The 16,181-nt window shown below is 72.1% G+C and carries 13 protein-coding genes; 6 read left to right on the top strand and 7 right to left on the bottom strand.

The features are described 5' to 3' along the window. Window positions 1-60: 60 nt before the first annotated feature. The 6 genes from ABT025_RS31230 to ABT025_RS31255 form a co-directional block, all read right to left on the bottom strand. The gene (locus tag ABT025_RS31230; protein ID WP_351001774.1) at window positions 61-1,014 is read right to left on the bottom strand and encodes a hypothetical protein; all 954 of its coding nucleotides are present in this window, start codon (window positions 1,012-1,014) and stop codon (window positions 61-63) included. Continuing rightward, on the bottom strand, window positions 1,011-1,271 hold the full coding sequence (locus ABT025_RS31235) for a hypothetical protein (RefSeq protein WP_351001776.1): 261 nt from the start codon (window positions 1,269-1,271) through the stop codon (window positions 1,011-1,013). Before ABT025_RS31235 ends, ABT025_RS31230 begins: the two co-directional genes overlap by 4 nt. After that, window positions 1,268-2,794, bottom strand: a complete 1,527-nt coding sequence (locus ABT025_RS31240) for a hypothetical protein (protein WP_351001778.1) — start codon at window positions 2,792-2,794, stop codon at window positions 1,268-1,270. Before ABT025_RS31240 ends, ABT025_RS31235 begins: the two co-directional genes overlap by 4 nt. Window positions 2,795-2,989: 195 nt before the next feature. Then, window positions 2,990-6,616, bottom strand: a complete 3,627-nt coding sequence (locus ABT025_RS31245) for a hydantoinase B/oxoprolinase family protein (RefSeq protein ID WP_351001780.1) — start codon at window positions 6,614-6,616, stop codon at window positions 2,990-2,992. Window positions 6,617-6,789: 173 nt separating this feature from the next. After that, the gene (locus tag ABT025_RS31250; protein ID WP_351001782.1) at window positions 6,790-8,211 is read right to left on the bottom strand and encodes a HEAT repeat domain-containing protein; all 1,422 of its coding nucleotides are present in this window, start codon (window positions 8,209-8,211) and stop codon (window positions 6,790-6,792) included. A 217-nt stretch (window positions 8,212-8,428) separates the two neighbouring features. Then, on the bottom strand, window positions 8,429-8,821 hold the full coding sequence (locus ABT025_RS31255; protein ID WP_351001784.1) for an ankyrin repeat domain-containing protein: 393 nt from the start codon (window positions 8,819-8,821) through the stop codon (window positions 8,429-8,431). 311 nt (window positions 8,822-9,132) lie between these two features. Between ABT025_RS31255 and ABT025_RS31260 the strand changes: the two genes are divergently transcribed. After that, a complete protein-coding gene (locus tag ABT025_RS31260) occupies window positions 9,133-9,327 on the top strand; it encodes a hypothetical protein (protein ID WP_018103962.1) in 195 nt (64 codons plus the stop codon). A 37-nt stretch (window positions 9,328-9,364) separates the two neighbouring features. Then, on the top strand, window positions 9,365-10,957 hold the full coding sequence (locus tag ABT025_RS31265; RefSeq protein ID WP_351001786.1) for a P-loop NTPase family protein: 1,593 nt from the start codon (window positions 9,365-9,367) through the stop codon (window positions 10,955-10,957). Window positions 10,958-11,030: 73 nt separating this feature from the next. Here the strand turns inward: ABT025_RS31265 and ABT025_RS31270 are convergent, their stop codons facing one another. Then, window positions 11,031-12,530: an SCO1417 family PLP biosynthesis transcription factor gene (locus ABT025_RS31270; protein ID WP_351001788.1), complete on the bottom strand. Its 1,500-nt coding sequence runs from the start codon at window positions 12,528-12,530 to the stop codon at window positions 11,031-11,033. A 102-nt stretch (window positions 12,531-12,632) separates the two neighbouring features. Here ABT025_RS31270 and yczE point away from each other — a divergent pair, with 102 nt between their 5' ends. The 4 genes from yczE to ABT025_RS31290 all read left to right on the top strand — a co-directional run bounded on the left by yczE (window position 12,633) and on the right by ABT025_RS31290 (window position 16,127). Further along, the gene (gene yczE, locus ABT025_RS31275; protein ID WP_351001790.1) at window positions 12,633-13,295 is read left to right on the top strand and encodes a membrane protein YczE; all 663 of its coding nucleotides are present in this window, start codon (window positions 12,633-12,635) and stop codon (window positions 13,293-13,295) included. Continuing rightward, complete coding sequence (locus ABT025_RS31280) at window positions 13,292-14,056, top strand: glycerophosphodiester phosphodiesterase family protein (RefSeq protein ID WP_351001792.1); 765 nt, start codon at window positions 13,292-13,294, stop codon at window positions 14,054-14,056. Before yczE ends, ABT025_RS31280 begins: the two co-directional genes overlap by 4 nt. Window positions 14,057-14,101: 45 nt before the next feature. Beyond that, window positions 14,102-15,478, top strand: coding sequence for an MFS transporter (locus tag ABT025_RS31285; RefSeq protein WP_351001794.1), 1,377 nt, complete (start codon window positions 14,102-14,104; stop codon window positions 15,476-15,478). 274 nt (window positions 15,479-15,752) lie between these two features. Then, on the top strand, window positions 15,753-16,127 hold the full coding sequence (locus tag ABT025_RS31290) for an RNA polymerase-binding protein RbpA (protein ID WP_003959706.1): 375 nt from the start codon (window positions 15,753-15,755) through the stop codon (window positions 16,125-16,127). Window positions 16,128-16,181 lie beyond the last annotated feature (54 nt).

The following is a 16,181-nucleotide window of genomic DNA, read 5'->3' on the forward strand; positions in this document are numbered from 1 at the left end:
AGCGGGAAGGAGACGTCGATGGCGGGGCGGTCAGGGCCGGCCCCCGGCGGTGGGGGGCGGTCAGCCGTGGAACGGCAGACCTGCGTCGGCCGCCAGTTCCAGGTCGTCGGGGTCGGGTGGCGGCAGCAAGGTCGCGGATCCGTCGGTGACCGGCACCACGCCCAGTTCCAGGAGCTCGGCCATCGCGGCACCGCCTGCCATGTCCCGGACCTGGAGCTGGTAGCGGGCGGTGGTGCGGAAGGCGCCTCCGGCGTCGTCCCCGGTGCGCTGGAGGAAGCCGGAGTCAGTGAGGAAGGCCACGGCCTTGCCGACGATGCCGGTGGTGGAGCCGGCCAGACGGCGGGCGTCCTTCGTCGCTCCGGTGGCGCTGCGACGGGCGTAGATCCGCCACCCGGCCTCCAGGCCGGGGGCCTCGCTGGCAGGGTCGGTGTTGTCACCGTGTTCCTCCGCCCGCTCCTCCAGCCGGTGGCACGCCTGGCGGACGAAGGCGTCGACGCCGTTGACCGTGATCCGGCCGATGTACGCGTCGTCGGCGAGGTCCTCGGGGCGTGGGAAGGCCATCGCGGCGACGGCCAGGTGCGCGAGTCCGTGGAGGAAGCGGTCGGCGGAGTCCGAGGAGGCGCGCCGGGCGTAGTCGCCCATGCGTACGGCGAAGACCGAGTCCTCGCCCGCCGTGACGGCCATGCCGGCCCGGGTGGACACCTCCAGTACGACGAGGCCGAGCCCGGTGGCCACGGCGTCGGCGAGCCGGGCGAAGGCCGGCTCCTCCCGGTAGCGGCGGAGCAGCTCGGCGTACTCGGCGTCGCGGGCGGGCAGCAGTTTGGGCTGGAGCCCGAAGGCGACGAGCCGGGAGGCGTCCGCCGCATCGGCGGGGGTGACCGCGGCGGGGGCGGCCGACGGCCCGGAGGCGGGCCGGTCGCCGGGGTGGCCGGCCGTGGGTGTCGCCCGGTCGGCCGGGTGCGCGGCGGTCGGCTCGTTCCACGCGTCGGTGTGCTCTGCGCGGTGGTCGCTCACGACGGTCGCTCCTTGGTGCGGGCAGTCTTCGGTACGGGGTGGCCGGCGTTGCGGAAGGTCTTCGGCACGGGGTGGCCGAGGTTGCGGCAGGTCCTCGGTACGGGGTGGCCGGCGTTGCGGCAGGTCCTCGGTACGGGGTGGCCGGCGTTGCGGAACGTCTTCGGCACGGGGTGGCCGGCCGCGGTGCTCGCGGCCGGGGTGCTCGCGCCCGCGGCGCCGGTTCTCGCGGGGGCGGCCGGGGTGGGGCGCGTCCTCATGTCGCCTCCGCACGGTCCGCCGCCATGCCGACGGCGTCCAGCAGGGCCATGCCCACGATCAGGTCGGCGCCGCCGAACTCGGGGTCCTCCAGCGGCGTGCCGTCGTCCACGGAGAACAGCAGCCGGCGCTCGCCCTGGCGGTACGCGGTGCCGACCGGCGGGCTGGCGGCGTGCACCGCGAGCAGGGCGACCAGGTAGGGCAGGTCCGCGTCGCGCCGCCGGGCCTCGGCCAGAAGTCCGGAGAGGCGGCGCGGCGCGTCGTGTTCCAGGTCGAGCAGCTCCATCGCGGAGGCCAGCTGCTCCTCGCTGAACCGGCTGTCGTCCGGGGTGGCGATCAGATCCGGCTCGGGCATCTCGGCGCCCAGGTGTTCCCGTTCGAGCGGCGGGGTGAGCAGCATGTCGACCAGGTCGCCCACCCGGACCGAGGTGGGGGTGCGCAGTCCTGTGCCGTTCGCGAAGAACGCGTCGGTGGCCCGGATCGCCTGCTCGACGGGGAGCGGCAGCAACGGTGCCAGGAGCTGTCCGTAGAGGTCGAGTCCCGCGCGGGCGGCGGGCGCGGCGAAGGCCTGGCGGTCCTGCTCGGCGCGGAACAGCGGTCCCGCCTCCAGGAGGCGGGACTGGAGCTGGGTGTGGCGGCGGATGCAGTCCTTGACGATGTCGACGAGCTCGGCGGCGCGCCTCTTGTGCTCGGGTTCCTCGGCCTCGTCGCGGGCCTTGCGGATGTTGGTGAGGATCGCGTTCTCGTGGCGGTACCGGTCGGCGACGTGGTCGAGTGCCTCGGCGATCATGTCGGGCACGGCGTTGAGCCAGTCGACCGCGCGGACGTTGCGCCGGGTCGCGTCGAGCGTCTTGCGGAGCGTCTCCGCGTACTGCACGGTCCGGTAGCGGGCCTGCTCCGCCGCGAGCTGGGCGTCGGCGAGGCGGCCCCGGCTGATCAGGACCTCCAACTTCACCTCTGCGGCGATCTGGGCGCTGGTGACGTCCGTGTCGAGCGCGCCGACCAGGACGTTGACCGCTTCGTCGGTGGCCCGCAGGTACACGGTGCCGCCGTATCCCGGGACTTCCTCGATCAGTTTGAAGTCGTAGTCCCGGCGCACGTAGACGCCGTCGGCCCCGAAGGTGCCGTAGACCGCGCGGAATCCGCGGTCCACACTGCCGACGTTGATCAGGTTCTCCAGCACCCAGCGGGCGACCCGTTCGTGCTCGGCGACGGGGCGGCTCGGGGCCTGCGCGGCGACGCGCGGAAGCAGTCTGGCCACTATCTGGTCGTGGTCGGCTCCGGTGTCGAAGTCCATGTTGAGGGTGACGTGGTCGATGGCCGCGAGGGCGACCTCGGCCATCGCGTACACGGTGTACTCACCGGCGAGGTTCGCCTTGCGCACGTCGAGGTCGTGCAGCGGCGCCGTGCAGGCGAGCGCGCGCAGCCGCCGCGAGAGCCCCTCGTCGGCGGCCGGGCCCGGTGCGGGCCGCGGCCCCGCGCTGAGCTGGGGCGCAGCGTTTTCCGTGTAGGCAGGCGAAGTCACGCTGCACAGATTAGGTCCTCGGACTGACAACGGTCGAAACGGCGCAGATGCGACCGGTTGCCCCGGAGTCGGTCATGCCCCGCCCTGGGGGTCTCCACGAGCCCGGCGACCCGTCGTGTTCCGGGGATCCGCCGCCCCCGCCACCCGCCGTGTCCGGGGGCCGCAGTCCCCGCCACCCGCCGTCTCCGCGGCTCTTCAGTCCCCGCCGCCGGCCGTCTCCGGAGCTCCGTAGCCCCCGCCGCCCGGGGTGCGGACGACCAGTACGTCCCCGGCGCCCAGGTCGGCGGTGTCGCAGCCCTTCAGCGGGGTACGCGCGCCGTCGGCGCGTTCGATGTGCTGGCTGCCGAGGGCGCCCGTCCCGCCGCCCGCCATGCCGTACGGCGGGACACGGCGGTGGCCGGTGAGCAGCGCGACCGTGACGGGTTCGAGGAAGCGGATCCGGCGTTCCACCCCGCAGCCGCCGCGCCAGTGGCCGCGCCCGCCGCTTCCCTCGCGCACCCGGAAGCTCTCCAGCAGCACGGGGTAGCGCCATTCGAGGATCTCGGGATCGGTGAGCCGCGAATTGGTCATGTGGGTCTGTACGGCGTCCGTGCCGTCGAAGCCGTCCCCCGCACCCGAACCGCTCGCCACGGTCTCGTAGTACTGCACCCGGTCGTTGCCGAAGGTGAGGTTGTTCATGGTGCCCGAGCCCTCGGCCTGGACTCCCAGGGCGGCGTACAGCGCTCCCGTGACGGCCTGCGAGGTCTCGACGTTTCCGGCGACCGTGGCCGCCGGGTTGACGGGGGCCAGCATCGAGCCCTCCGGGACCCTGATCTCCAGGGGGGTGAGGCACCCGCTGTTGAGCGGGATGTCGTCGGCCACCAGGGTCCGGAACACGTACAGCACGGCGGCCATGACCACCGACTTCGGCGCGTTGAAGTTGCCCCGCTGCTGCGGCGAGGTGCCGGTGAAGTCGACGACGGCGCTGCGGGCTTCCCGGTCCACGGCCAGCGTCACCTCGATCACGGCACCGTTGTCGGTCTCGTACCGGCAGTGGCCGTCCCGCAGTCCGGCGACGATGCGCCGCACGGACTCCTCGGCGTTGTCCTGCACGTGCGCCATGTAGGCGTCGACGACGTCGGGGCCGAACTGATCGACCATGCGGCGCAGTTCGGCGATGCCCTTCTCGTTGGCTGCGATCTGGGCGCGCAGGTCGGCGAGGTTGGTGTCCGGGTCACGGGAGGGGTACGCGGCGGTGGTGAGCAGCTCGCGGGTCCCGGCCTCGCGGAAGATGCCGTCCCGTACCAGGAGCCAGTTGTCGAAGAGCACGCCCTCCTCGTCGACGGTACGGCTGAAGGCCGGCATCGAGCCGGGCGTGATGCCGCCGATCTCCGCGTGGTGGCCCCGCGAGGCCACCAGGAAGCGCAGCGCGGGCTCGCCGTCCGTCTCGTCGAACACCGGCGTCACGACGGTCACATCGGGCAGATGCGTGCCGCCGTGGTACGGATCGTTGATGGCGTAGACGTCGCCGGGCCGCATCGTTCCGTGGTTGCGGCGCAGCACTTCCTTGATGGACTCCCCCATGGAGCCGAGGTGTACCGGGATGTGCGGTGCGTTGGCGATCAGGTTGCCGTCCGCGTCGAAGAGGGCGCAGGAGAAGTCGAGCCGCTCCTTGATGTTGACGGAGCGGGCTGTGTTCTCCAGGCGCACGCCCATCTGCTCGGCGATGGACATGAAGAGGTTGTTGAACACCTCCAGCATGACCGGGTCGACACGGGTGCCGACGGCCTGCCTCGCGGGGCGTGGAAGGGCGCGGGTCAGGATCAGGTGGCCGGTGGCGCCGGGGACGGCCTGCCAGCCCGGGTCGACGACGGTGGTGGCGTCCGCCTCGGCGATGACGGCCGGACCGGTCACCGTGTCCGTCGGCCGCAGGTCCGTTCTGCGGTGGAGTGCGGCGTCCTGCCATCGTCCCCCGGCGAACATCCGTGCCGTTTCACGGGACTGCGGCGCGGTGGCCCCGCCCCGCTCCGGTCCAGGACTCGGGGCCGCATGCTCCCCCGCCGCCCCGGTCGCCTCGACGGAGACCGCCTCGACGACGAGCGGCCGGTCCATGGTGAAGCCGTAGCGCGCACGGTGCTCGCCCGTGAACGCCTCGTTCATGGCGGTCGCCGTGTCCAGGTCGGCGGAGAGGCTCGCGTCGGTTCCCTCGTACCGCAGGAGTACGCGCGCCCGGGTGCTGATCGCGCGGTCCGCGACGCCGTCCGCGCGCAGTTCGGCCCGGGTACGGGCGGCCAGCGCGTCGCAGAGTTCGCCCAGGCGGGCCCGGGTGGAGGTGTCGAGCGGCGCCTCGACGGACTGTTCGCGCATGGCGGTGGCGTCGGCCAGCCCGATGCCGTAGGCGGACAGCACACCGGCCAGCGGGGGTACGAGGACCGTGTCGATGCCGAGGGCGTCGGCGACGGCGCAGACGTGCTGGCCGCCCGCGCCGCCGAAGCCGGTGAGGGCGTAGCGGGTGATGTCGCGCCCGCGCTGCACGGAGATCTTCTTGACCGCGTTCGCCATGTTGAGCACCGCGATCTCCAGGAATCCGGCGGCGGTTTCGGCTGCTGTGCGCCTCGTCCCGGTGGCCCGTGCGACCTCGTCGGCGAGCGTCTCGAAGAGCTCGCGCACGATGTCCGCGTCGAGGGGCATGTCCCCGTCGGAGCCGAAGACCGCCGGGAAATGGGCCGGCTGGATCCGCCCGAGCATCACCTGGGCGTCGGTGACGGTCAGCGGTCCGCCCCTGCGGTAGCAGGCCGGGCCGGGTACCGCTCCCGCCGAGTCGGGGCCGACCCGGTAGCGCCGGCCGTCGAAGTGCAGGACCGAACCGCCGCCCGCCGCGACGGTGTGGATGTTCATCATGGGGGCGCGCATCCGTACGCCCGCCACCTCGGTGCCGAGCTCGCGTTCGAACTCGCCCGCGTAGTGCGAGACATCGGTGGATGTGCCGCCCATGTCGAAGCCGATCACCCGGTCGTATCCGGCCTGCCCGGAGGTACGGGCCATGCCGACGACACCGCCGGCCGGCCCGGACAGCACCGCGTCCTTGCCCCGGAAACCGCCGGCCTCGCGCAGGCCGCCGTTGGACTGCATGAACATCAGCCGGATGCCGGCGAGCTCACCGGCGATCGTGTCGACGTACCGGCGCAGGATCGGTGAGAGGTAGGCGTCGACGACGGTGGTGTCGCCGCGCGGCACCAGCTTGATCAGTGGGCTGACCTCGTGGGAGCAGCTGATCTGGGTGAACCCCGCCGCACGGGCCTCGGCGGCGACCGCCTTCTCGTGTTCCGGGTGTCGGTAGCCGTGCATGAGGACGACGGCCGCGCTGCTGAGACCCTCGCCTCGCGCGGCACGCAGCCGCTCCGCCACCGCGGCCCGGTCCAGGGGCCTGACCGTCCGCCCCTGGGCGTCGACCCGCTCGGGGACCTCGATCACCCGCTCGTACACCGCCTCGGGAAGCAGGATGCGGCGGTCGAAGAGCCGGGGCCGGTTCTGGTACGCGATGCGCAGGGCGTCCCGGAAGCCTTCCGTGATGACCAGCACGGTGGGTTCGCCGCGCCGCTCCAGCAGGGCGTTCGTGGCGACGGTGGTGCCCATTCTGACGGCGGCGACCCGGTCGGCGGGGACCGGTTCGTCCGGTGCGAGCCCCAGCAGCAGCCGGATGCCGGCCACGGCGGCGTCCCGGTGGCGCTCGGGGTCGTACGAGAGGAGCTTGCGGGTGACCAGCCGCCCGTCGGGGGCCCGGCCCACCACATCGGTGAACGTGCCGCCTCGGTCGATCCAGAACTCCCAGCGTCCGGTCATCCCTCCATAGTGGCGCGCGGCCCTACGAACGGGGCGCAGGGCGCGGTGGGGATGCGGTCCGGAGTGGCGGAGGCCCCGGGTGGCGGGGCGAGGCGGTACGGCGCGGCGCGCCCCCGACGCGCTGCGCTCCTGCGGTTCTGCGGCTGTGCGATGGGGCGGGGTGTCCGGCCCCGTCAGACCGCCGGCGTGTCCGGTCCGATCCTGCTGCGTACGGCCGACTGCACCTCGGCCTCCTCGGCCGGATCGGCTGCCAGCCGGCGCAGGCGCTCGGCCACCCTGATGTCACCGGTCTCCGCGTGGCGTGCGGCGACCTCCCGGGTCGTCTCCTCGCAGTCCCACAGGCATTCGACGGCGAAGCCGGTGGCGAAGGAGGGGTCGGTGGCTGCAAGGGCCCGGGCGGCCCTGCCTCGCAGATGGGAGGAGGACGTCTCCCGGTAGACATGGCGCAGCACGGGAGCGGCGCAGGCGATGCCGAGCCGGCCGGCGCCGTCGACCAGGGACCAGAGGCGAGGCGTGTCCGGCCCCTCGCCCCGTACGGCGTCACGCAGGGCACCGAGCACCAGCGGGGAGTCCTGTGCGCCGCCACGACCGGCCAGCACACCGGCCGCCGAGGCGCCGAGCGCGTCGGGCCGCCGTGCCCAGCGGCGCGCACGTTCCACGGCGGGTTCGCCGCACATCCGCTCGAAGGCGGCGACGGCCGCTTCGGCGACGGTGCGCGAGGCGCCGACCGCCGCGGCCTCGATCAGGTCGAGCACGGCCGGGTCGCGGACCTCGGCGGCGAGGTAGTGCAACGCGGCGCAGCGGGCGCCTTCCGGACCGCTGCGGGCGGCCTCGACGATCACGGGCCGGTCCTCGGGCCCCGCCACCGCGGAGAGGCAGCGGGCGGCCGGCACATGGAGAGAGCTGCCGCGGTCGAGCCCTTCCTGGGCCCAGTCGAACACCGCCTGGACGCTCCATCCCGGGCGGGGGCCGCCCGGCCGCATCTGCCGCTGCCAGCGGTCGAACGAGCCCTGTTCGGAGGCGGCCCTGACCCGGGCGCCGACCGAGGCGCGCGGATCGTCGGCCCAGAGCCGCCAGGGGCGCGGCTCGTAGGCGTCACGCACGGTGGTGGCCAGCTCGGCGCGGCCCTCGGCGTCGTCCGGGAACCGGGCGAGCACGGGCACGGCGAGGGACCGGAGCCCGGCGTCGTCGTCACGCAGCGCCAGCTCGTCCAGGGCCCAGGCCCAGTTGGAGCCGGTCGCGGCGTAGCGCCGCAGGAGGGCCAGGGCGTCGTCGCGGCCGTACGAGGCGAGGTGTCCGAGGACCGCCAGGGCCAGGCCGGTCCGTGAGTCGTCCGTGTCGAGGTGGTCGTCGGCATCGCACAGGTGCCGCTCGATCTCCTCGATCCCACCGTCGAGATCGAGGTACAGGCGGGCGTAGTAGAGGGAGCGGTTCTCGACCTGCCAGTCGTGACGCGGGTCGCTCAGAACACAGTGGTTGAGAGCCGCCAGGGCCTCGGGGCGTGGTGCGGCGAGTGCGTGGAGCGTGCCGTCGCCGCGGCCCCTCTGCAGCAGACCGAGCAGGGTGCCGCTCGGCGCTATGAACGGATCAAACATGGGAAAAGCCTCACATCAAGCTGTCGACGCAACCGGGACTGTGCAGTTCCACGTGCCGGGTGGGCACTAGGCCGCGCAGCAACATGATCGGCCGACCGCCGTCTTCTGCCTGGTGTAGAGCATCTTCCTGCCTCTCGTCGGTGGCCCGAATCGGGCCCGCGACGTCATGATGACCCACCCATTTCGCCACCGCGACCACATTTACGGCGAAGCCCGTTCAGTGGGCGCCGAAGAGTTCCAGCAGGTCGGCCTTGCCGAACATGCGCGCCGTGTCCAGCGCGGAGGGTGTTCCGGCCGCCGGATCGGCTCCCGCGTCGAGCAGGGCCTTGATCACCGCGTCCTCGCCCTTGAAGACCGCTCCGGCGAGCGGCGTCTGCCCGCGGTCGTTGGCGCGGTCCGGGTCGGCGCCGCGACCTGTCAGGGCCGTGACGGCGGGGGCGTGCCCGTGGTAGGCCGCGAGCATCAGCAGCGAGTCGCCCCGGTCGTTGGTGAGGTTCACCGGGACACCGGCGTCGACGTAGGCCGCGAGCGCGTCGGCGTCGCCGTGACGTGCCAGGTCGAAGACCTTGGTCGCCAGCTCGACCACAGCGGGATCAGGGGTTTCGCTCATCGGGGGACCGCCTTCCTTAACCGTTCGTGCTGCTGCCGGCCTGCCGGGGCGTGCGCGGCGTGGGCCGTACGAGTGAAACGACAGGGTACTGCCCGGGAGCGCACATGCCCCGGCCCGCCCATGGCAAAGGATCACGTCGAGTGACGACGGGGTCGGCCCGGCTCCGGATTTCCGTTCCGCCGACGCCTCCTTGTCCGCCAGTCCAGTGAAAAAACCGACTTTTCACCCAATTGCAGCTTTTATCATATAGATACTTCCGGTGAGCTTGGAAGGACTCATGGTGACTGTCCCCCCAACCAGGAGAACCACTCATGATCCTTTCCATGTCAGGCGTCGTCATCCTCGGCATCATCGTCTTCCTGTTCTTCAGGAAGGACGGTCTCAAGGCGTCGCACGCCCTCGTCACCGCCCTGTTCGGCTTCTACCTGGCCGGCACCGCCATCGCACCGAGCATCACCGCGGGCGGGGCGAGCCTCGCCGGCCTCTTGGGCGGGATCAAGTTCTGACCCTCCGCTCCCGCTCCCACCCCTTCAGGAGACACACGTGGCCCGGCGACCACTTCCCCGCATTCTGAGCAGCGGCAGCGCTTCGATCACTCGCAGTCGCGAGTTCGCGCGCACGGCCGCCGACAGCGCCACCGACGTGCTCCATCCGCTGATCATGATCACTCGTGGTCTGCGGCTGCTGGCCGGTGCAGGACGGCAGAAGTGGGCCGCGACGCCCAAGGACCGGCGTGGTCCCACGCTGTTCCTCGTCGCGGCCTGCGTGCTCGTGGTCGCGCTCATCCCGTACGGGCCGCTGCTGGCCCTCGTCACGGTGATGGGCGCCGCCGCATGGAAGGGACGGGAACGCACCCCCGTCAGAACCGGCCCCGACGAGGCGGAGACCGGGCGTCTGCAGGCCCTGTACGAGGCGCTCGTGCCGTACTTCTCGACGGCCGACGACCCCAGCCCGCTGTTCACGCACGGCGGCGAGTGGGACAAGGTCTTCAGCGGGTACGAGTTCGACGGCGACGGCCGTGTCAGCAGTCTCCGTGTGACATATCCCGCCTACTTCACCGACAGCGAGGCCGCTTCCCGCGCCCGGATCGAACAACTGCTGCATGCCAAGTCGGGCCGCGGCCGGGAGTACCTGTTCAGCTGGGACGAGGAGGGCAACCAGCTCGTCATGAACGTGCTCGACGCCCTGCCCACCTCCCTCACCGCCCAGCGCTTCGTCACCGCCCCCGGCGAGACCGTCCTCGGGTTCACGGACGACGGCGCGGTGCAGCGCACGGTGCCGGTGAGCGACGGCGACGAGACCCGGGACGCGCCCGGGGTCGTCTGGCGGACCGGAGGACGCTCCACCGAGCCACACCTGCTGATCGCCGGGCAGCCCGGCAGCGGCACCACCACGCTCCTGCGTTCCATCGCCCTGCAGGCGCTCCAGCAGGGCGACATCCTGATCATCGAGGGCAGTGGCACCGGCGAGTACGCCTGCTTCACCGGGCGCGAGGGGGTCCTGGCCGTCGAGTGCGGACTGGCCGGGGCGCTGTCCACCCTGGAATGGGCGGCCAACGAGACGGAACGGCGGCTGATCGACGCCAACCGGGCCCGGCAGGCCGGCCACGCGGCCCCCGAGGACACCCGGCGCCCCCTCTGGATCCTGCTGGACCGGCCGAGCGTGCTCGGCCACCTCGCCGCGGCCGACGGCGGACCCGATCCGCAGGAGCTGCTCCAGGTGCCCCTGCGTCACGGCAGAGCCGCCAACGTCACCGTGGTGATGACCGAGCAGTTCGACAGCCTGGACGCCCTGAGCGACACGGTCCGGTCCCACACCAGGGCCCGGGTCGTCCTCGGCCACTGCTCGCCCGGTCAGATCGAGTCCGTCCTCGGCCTTGAGCCGCACACCACCCCCACTCCGGTCGTCCCGCCCGGCCGTGGGTACGCGCGGCTCGGCACCGGCCAGGTGCTGCGCATCCAGGTGCCGGCCACGCCCGACCCGTACGACGACGCGACGAGCGAGGCGCAGCGCCAGGCGGTGCTCGACCTGCTTCCCGAGCGGCGCACCGCGGTCGAGGCGAGCGTCCCCGACCCGGTGAGGGCGGACACCGTGACCGCTTCCGTCGCCGTCGACGGCCTGGCTCTCAGCGACTGACCCGGACAACGGGAGGGGCCCGCGGATCAGTTGATCCGCGGGCCCCTCCCGTATGCCGCAGGCACTCAGGCACTCAGGCCACGAACGTACGGGGTGCCTCGGCCCCCGCCCCCGCCCCCGAACCGACCAGCCGGGCGGCGGCCGCCAGCCGCAGGGCCGCCTCGTCCGCCACCGGACCACCGACCGTGAACGGCAGTCGTACGTAGCCCTCGAAGGCGCCGTCGACGCCGAACCGGGGCCCGGACGGCACCCGTACCCCGACCCGCTCCCCGGCCACCGCGAGCCGCGAGCCGGAGAGGCCGCCGGTGCGCACCCAGAGCGTCAGCCCGCCGCGCGGCACGGTGAACTCCCAGTCCGGCAGCTCCCGGCGCACCGCCGTGACGAGCGCGTCCCGGTTGTCCCGCGCCTGCTCCCGGCGGATCTGCAAGGCCTGCTCCCAGCCGCCGGTGCGCATCAGCCAGTTGACGGCGAGCTGTTCGAGGACCGGAGTCCCCATGTCCGCGTAGGCGCGGGCGGCCACCAGGCTGCGGATCACGTCCGGCGCGGCGCGGACCCAGCCGATGCGCATGCCGGCCCAGAAGGCCTTGCTGGCCGATCCGACGGTGAGCACGGTGCTGCCGGCCGGGTCGAAGGCACAGACGCGGCGGGGCATGTGCACGTCGTCGTCCAGATGCAGCTCGTGCATCGTCTCGTCGACGACCAGGACCGTGCCGGCCGACCGGGCGGCGTCCACCAGTGCGCGGCGGCGGTCCTCGTCGGCGAGGGCTCCGGTGGGGTTGTGGAAGTCCGCGACCACGTACGCGAGCCGGGGAGCCGCGTCCCTCAGCACCTGGCGCCACCGATTCATGTCCCAGCCGCCGAGCCCCTCCTCCATGGCCACCGGCACGAGGCGGGCGCCCGCCTCCCGCATCAGCTGGAGGATGTTGGCGTAGCTCGGGGACTCCACCGCGATCCGTTCGCCGCGGCCGGCGAAGAGGTGGCAGATCGCGTCGATGGCACCCATCGCCCCGGTGGTGACCATGATCTGTTCGGGCATCGTGGGGATGCCGCTCTCGGTGTACCGGGCGGCGATCATCTGCCGCAGCGCGGGGAGACCGGCCGGATAGTCGCCGTGGGTGTGGGCGTACGGGGCCAGCTCCTCCAGAGCTCCCTGGACGGCCCGGGTCAGCCACGGCTCGGGGGCGGGCAGCGAGGCGCAGCCCAGGTCGATCATCGATCCGAGTGCCTCGGGCGGCAGCGGTTCCAGGCCGCGGGCGGGCAGCGGGTTGCCCGCGGGGACGGCCGTCCAGCTGCCGGCCCCGCGCCGCGATTCCAGGAAGCCCTCGGCGCGCAGCGCCTCGTAGGCCGCGGCGACCGTCGTACGGCTGACGGAGAGGGCGAGTGCCAGTTCACGCTCGGCGGGCAGCCGGGCGGCCACCGGGACGCGGCCCTCCAGCACGAGGAGCCGGATGCCGTCGGCGAGCGCGCGATAGGCGGGCGGCCTGCGGCTGCCGGAGCCCGCAGGCCGGGGCTGCTGGGCGTGGAGCTGCCGGGCGAGCTGTGCCGCACCGACGGCCGAAGTCCACTGCGCCATGAGAATCAGTCCACCTTCCTCGGATTGGCCATAGTTGGCAGCCAATCCCCTGCCACAGAGTGACATGCAGCAGTCCACAATCACCACACCAGGGGGCACCACTTGTCCATCACCGCCGTACCGCGCGGGTCACACCTCCCCCGACGGCTGATCCAGCTCTACGCGGGCCTGGCGCTGTACGGGGCGAGTTCGGCGCTGCTGGTCGTCGCCGGTCTCGGGCTGGAGCCCTGGGGCGTGCTGCACCAGGGGCTCGCCGAGCACACGGGGATCAGCATCGGGATCGTCTCCATCATCATCGGCGCCATCGTGCTGCTGCTCTGGATCCCGCTCCGGCAGCGGCCGGGGCTGGGCACCGTCTCCAACGTCTTCGCCGTCGGTCTCGCGATGGACGGCACCCTCGCCCTGGTCCCCGAGGTGCACGGGCTCGCGGCGCAGGCCGGGGTGATGGCCGCGGGGATCGTCCTCAACGGCGTGGCGACCGGGCTCTACATCGCCGCCCGGTTCGGTCCCGGGCCGAGGGACGGACTGATGACCGGGCTGCACCGGCGGACCGGCCGGTCGATCCGGCTCGTCCGCACGGCGATCGAGATCTCGGTCGTGGCCACCGGGTTCCTGCTCGGCGGTTCCCTCGGAGTGGGCACGGTCCTCTACACCCTGGCCATCGGCCCGCTCGCCCAGTTCTTCCTGCGCTTCTTCGCGATCACGGAAGACGGTGGCACCACGGTCGCCGCCCGGACATCCGGGCAGGCCATACTGCCGCAGTGACTTCCGTACAACACCCCTATCTGGACCACCCGGCCCCGCTCGCGTTCGCCCACCGGGGCGGTGCGGCCGACGGGATCGAGAACACCGCGGCCGCGTTCCGCCGCGCCGCCGACGCCGGGTACCGCTACTTCGAGACCGATGTGCACGCCTCGGCGGACGGCCGGCTGGTCGCCTTCCACGACTCCACCCTGGACCGGGTCACGGACTCCCGGGGCCGGATAGCGGAGCTGCCGTGGAGCGAGATAGAGCGGGCCCGGGTGGCGGGGCGCGAACCGCTGCCGCTGTTCGAGGAACTGCTGGAGGCCTTCCCCGAGGCCCGCTGGAACGTGGACATCAAGTCGGAGCCCGCGCTCGTGCCCCTCGTGGAGCTGATCCGCCGTACGGACTCCTGGGACCGGGTGTGCGTCGGCTCGTTCGCGGAGGCGCGCGTCGCCAGGGCGCACCGGCTGGCGGGCCCCAGGCTCGCCACCTCCTACGGTGTCCGCGGCGTCCTGGCCCTGCGGCTGCGTTCGTACGGCATCCCGGCGGCGCTGCGCGCCGGTGCGGTCTGCGCGCAGGTCCCGGAGAGCCAGGGCGGCGTGCGGGTCGTCGACCGGCGCTTCGTGCGGGAGGCGCACGCACGCGGCCTCCAGGTGCACGTCTGGACGGTCAACGAACCGGAGCGGATGGCCGCGCTCCTGGACCTCGGGGTGGATGGCATCATGACCGATCACATCGAGACGCTGCGTTCGGTGCTGAGCGAGCGGGGGGCCTGGGCCTGACGCCGGCCCGGTGACGTCTCCACGGGGAGAGACGAGGGGTGCGCAATGAGCGCCGAGACCACGGACACCGCCGAGCCTGCGGACGGCACGGCCGCCGGGACGGCCGACGCCGGCGAGCGGCGCCGCGAGCAACGCGGATGGTACTTCTACGACTTCGCCTGCTCCGTCTACTCGACCAGCGTCGTCACGGTGTTCCTCGGGCCGTATCTGACGTCGGTCGCGAAGGCCGCCGCCGACGCCGACGGCTACGTCCATCCGCTGGGCATCCCGATCCGCGCCGGGTCGCTGTTCGCGTACGCGATCTCGGCCTCCCTCGTCGTCGCGGTGATCCTCATGCCGATCGTGGGCGCGGCGGCGGACCGTACAGGCCGCAAGAAGCCCCTTCTCGCGGCGGCGGCCTACACGGGCGCGACCGCGACGGCCGCGATGTTCTTCCTGGACGGGCACCGCTATCTGCTCGGCGTGTTCCTGCTCATCGTGGCGAACGCCTCGATCTCCGTGTCGATGGTGCTCTACAACGCCTATCTGCCGCAGATCGCGGGGCCCGAGGAACGCGACGATGTCTCGTCCCGGGGCTGGGCCTTCGGATACACGTCGGGGGCCCTGGTCCTCGTCCTCAACCTGGTCCTCTACACCGGCCACGACTCCTTCGGCCTCTCCGAGTCGGACGCCGTACGGATCTGTCTCGCCTCCGCCGGCGTCTGGTGGGGCGCGTTCACCGTCATACCGCTGCGGCGGCTGCGCGACCGGAACACGAAGCCGGGCAGCACCGAGGCGGTCGGCTCCGGATGGCGGCAGCTGAGGGCGACCCTGCGCGACATGCGCCGCCACCCCCTCACCCTTTCGTTCCTGCTGGCGTACCTCGTCTACAACGACGGCGTGCAGACCGTCATCTCCCAGGCATCCGTGTACGGCTCCGAGGAACTGGGCCTGAGCCAGACGACACTGATCACGGCGGTGCTGCTGGTCCAGGTGCTGGCAGTCGCCGGTGCGCTCGGAATGGGGCGGATGGCCCGCGCCTACGGTGCGAAGCACACGATCCTCGGGTCGCTCGTCGTCTGGACGCTGATCCTCGTCGCCGGCTACTTCCTGCCGGCCGGATCACCGCTCTTCTTCTACGCGCTGGCCGCCACGATCGGCCTGGTCCTCGGTGGCAGCCAGGCGCTGTCCCGGTCGCTCTACTCGCATCTGGTGCCGCGCGGCAAGGAGGCCGAGTACTTCTCCGCGTACGAGATGAGCGACCGCGGGCTGAGCTGGCTGGGGCCACTGGTGTTCGGGCTCGCGTACCAGCTGACCGGCAGTTATCGGGATGCCATCATCTCGTTGGTGGTCTTCTTCGTGGTCGGTTCCGTACTGCTCGCCAGGGTGCCCGTCAGGCTGGCTGTGGCAGCGGCCGGGAATCCTGTTCCCGAACGGATTTAGACGTTGAAGTGAAAGGCCGGTAGTGTACGCCTTTGGCCTGCCCGGAGGAGCGTTACTGCGAGTGGAAGAATCCAAACCGTTGGGTGACAACTTCCGCCAGATGTGACAAACCGGGCATTGGCGGGTACGTGAACACTCGCAAACCTGAAAAAGCAGCGGCACGACGGGCGACGCATGACCGGCAACGGGAATCTTTGCCGCCGACCGGACGTTGACCGGATGACGACGACAGCGACATTTGTCCTGTGGGCGACAAGCCCGGGAGGCACGATTCATGAGTGAGCGAGCTCTCCGCGGCACGCGACTCGTGGTTACCAGCTACGAGACGGACCGCGGCATCGATCTGGCCCCGCGCCAGGCGGTGGAGTACGCATGCCAGAACGGACATCGATTTGAGATGCCGTTCTCGGTAGAGGCGGAAATTCCGCCGGAGTGGGAGTGCAAGGCGTGTGGCGCCCAGGCACTCCTGGTGGACGGGGATGGCCCCGAGGAGAAGAAGGGCAAGCCTGCGCGTACGCACTGGGACATGCTCATGGAGCGGCGCACACGCGAGGAGTTGGAAGAGGTGCTGGCCGAGAGGCTGGCGGTTCTCCGCTCCGGCGCCATGAATATCGCCGTGCATCCGCGGGACAGCAGGAAGTCTGCCTGACCGCGTAGCACCGCACCGAGACAGAGCCGCGGGCCGCGACACCTTGTGTGTCGC

The organism is Streptomyces sp. NPDC002809 (genome assembly GCF_040295435.1).
Classification (GTDB): Bacteria; Actinomycetota; Actinomycetes; order Streptomycetales; family Streptomycetaceae; genus Streptomyces.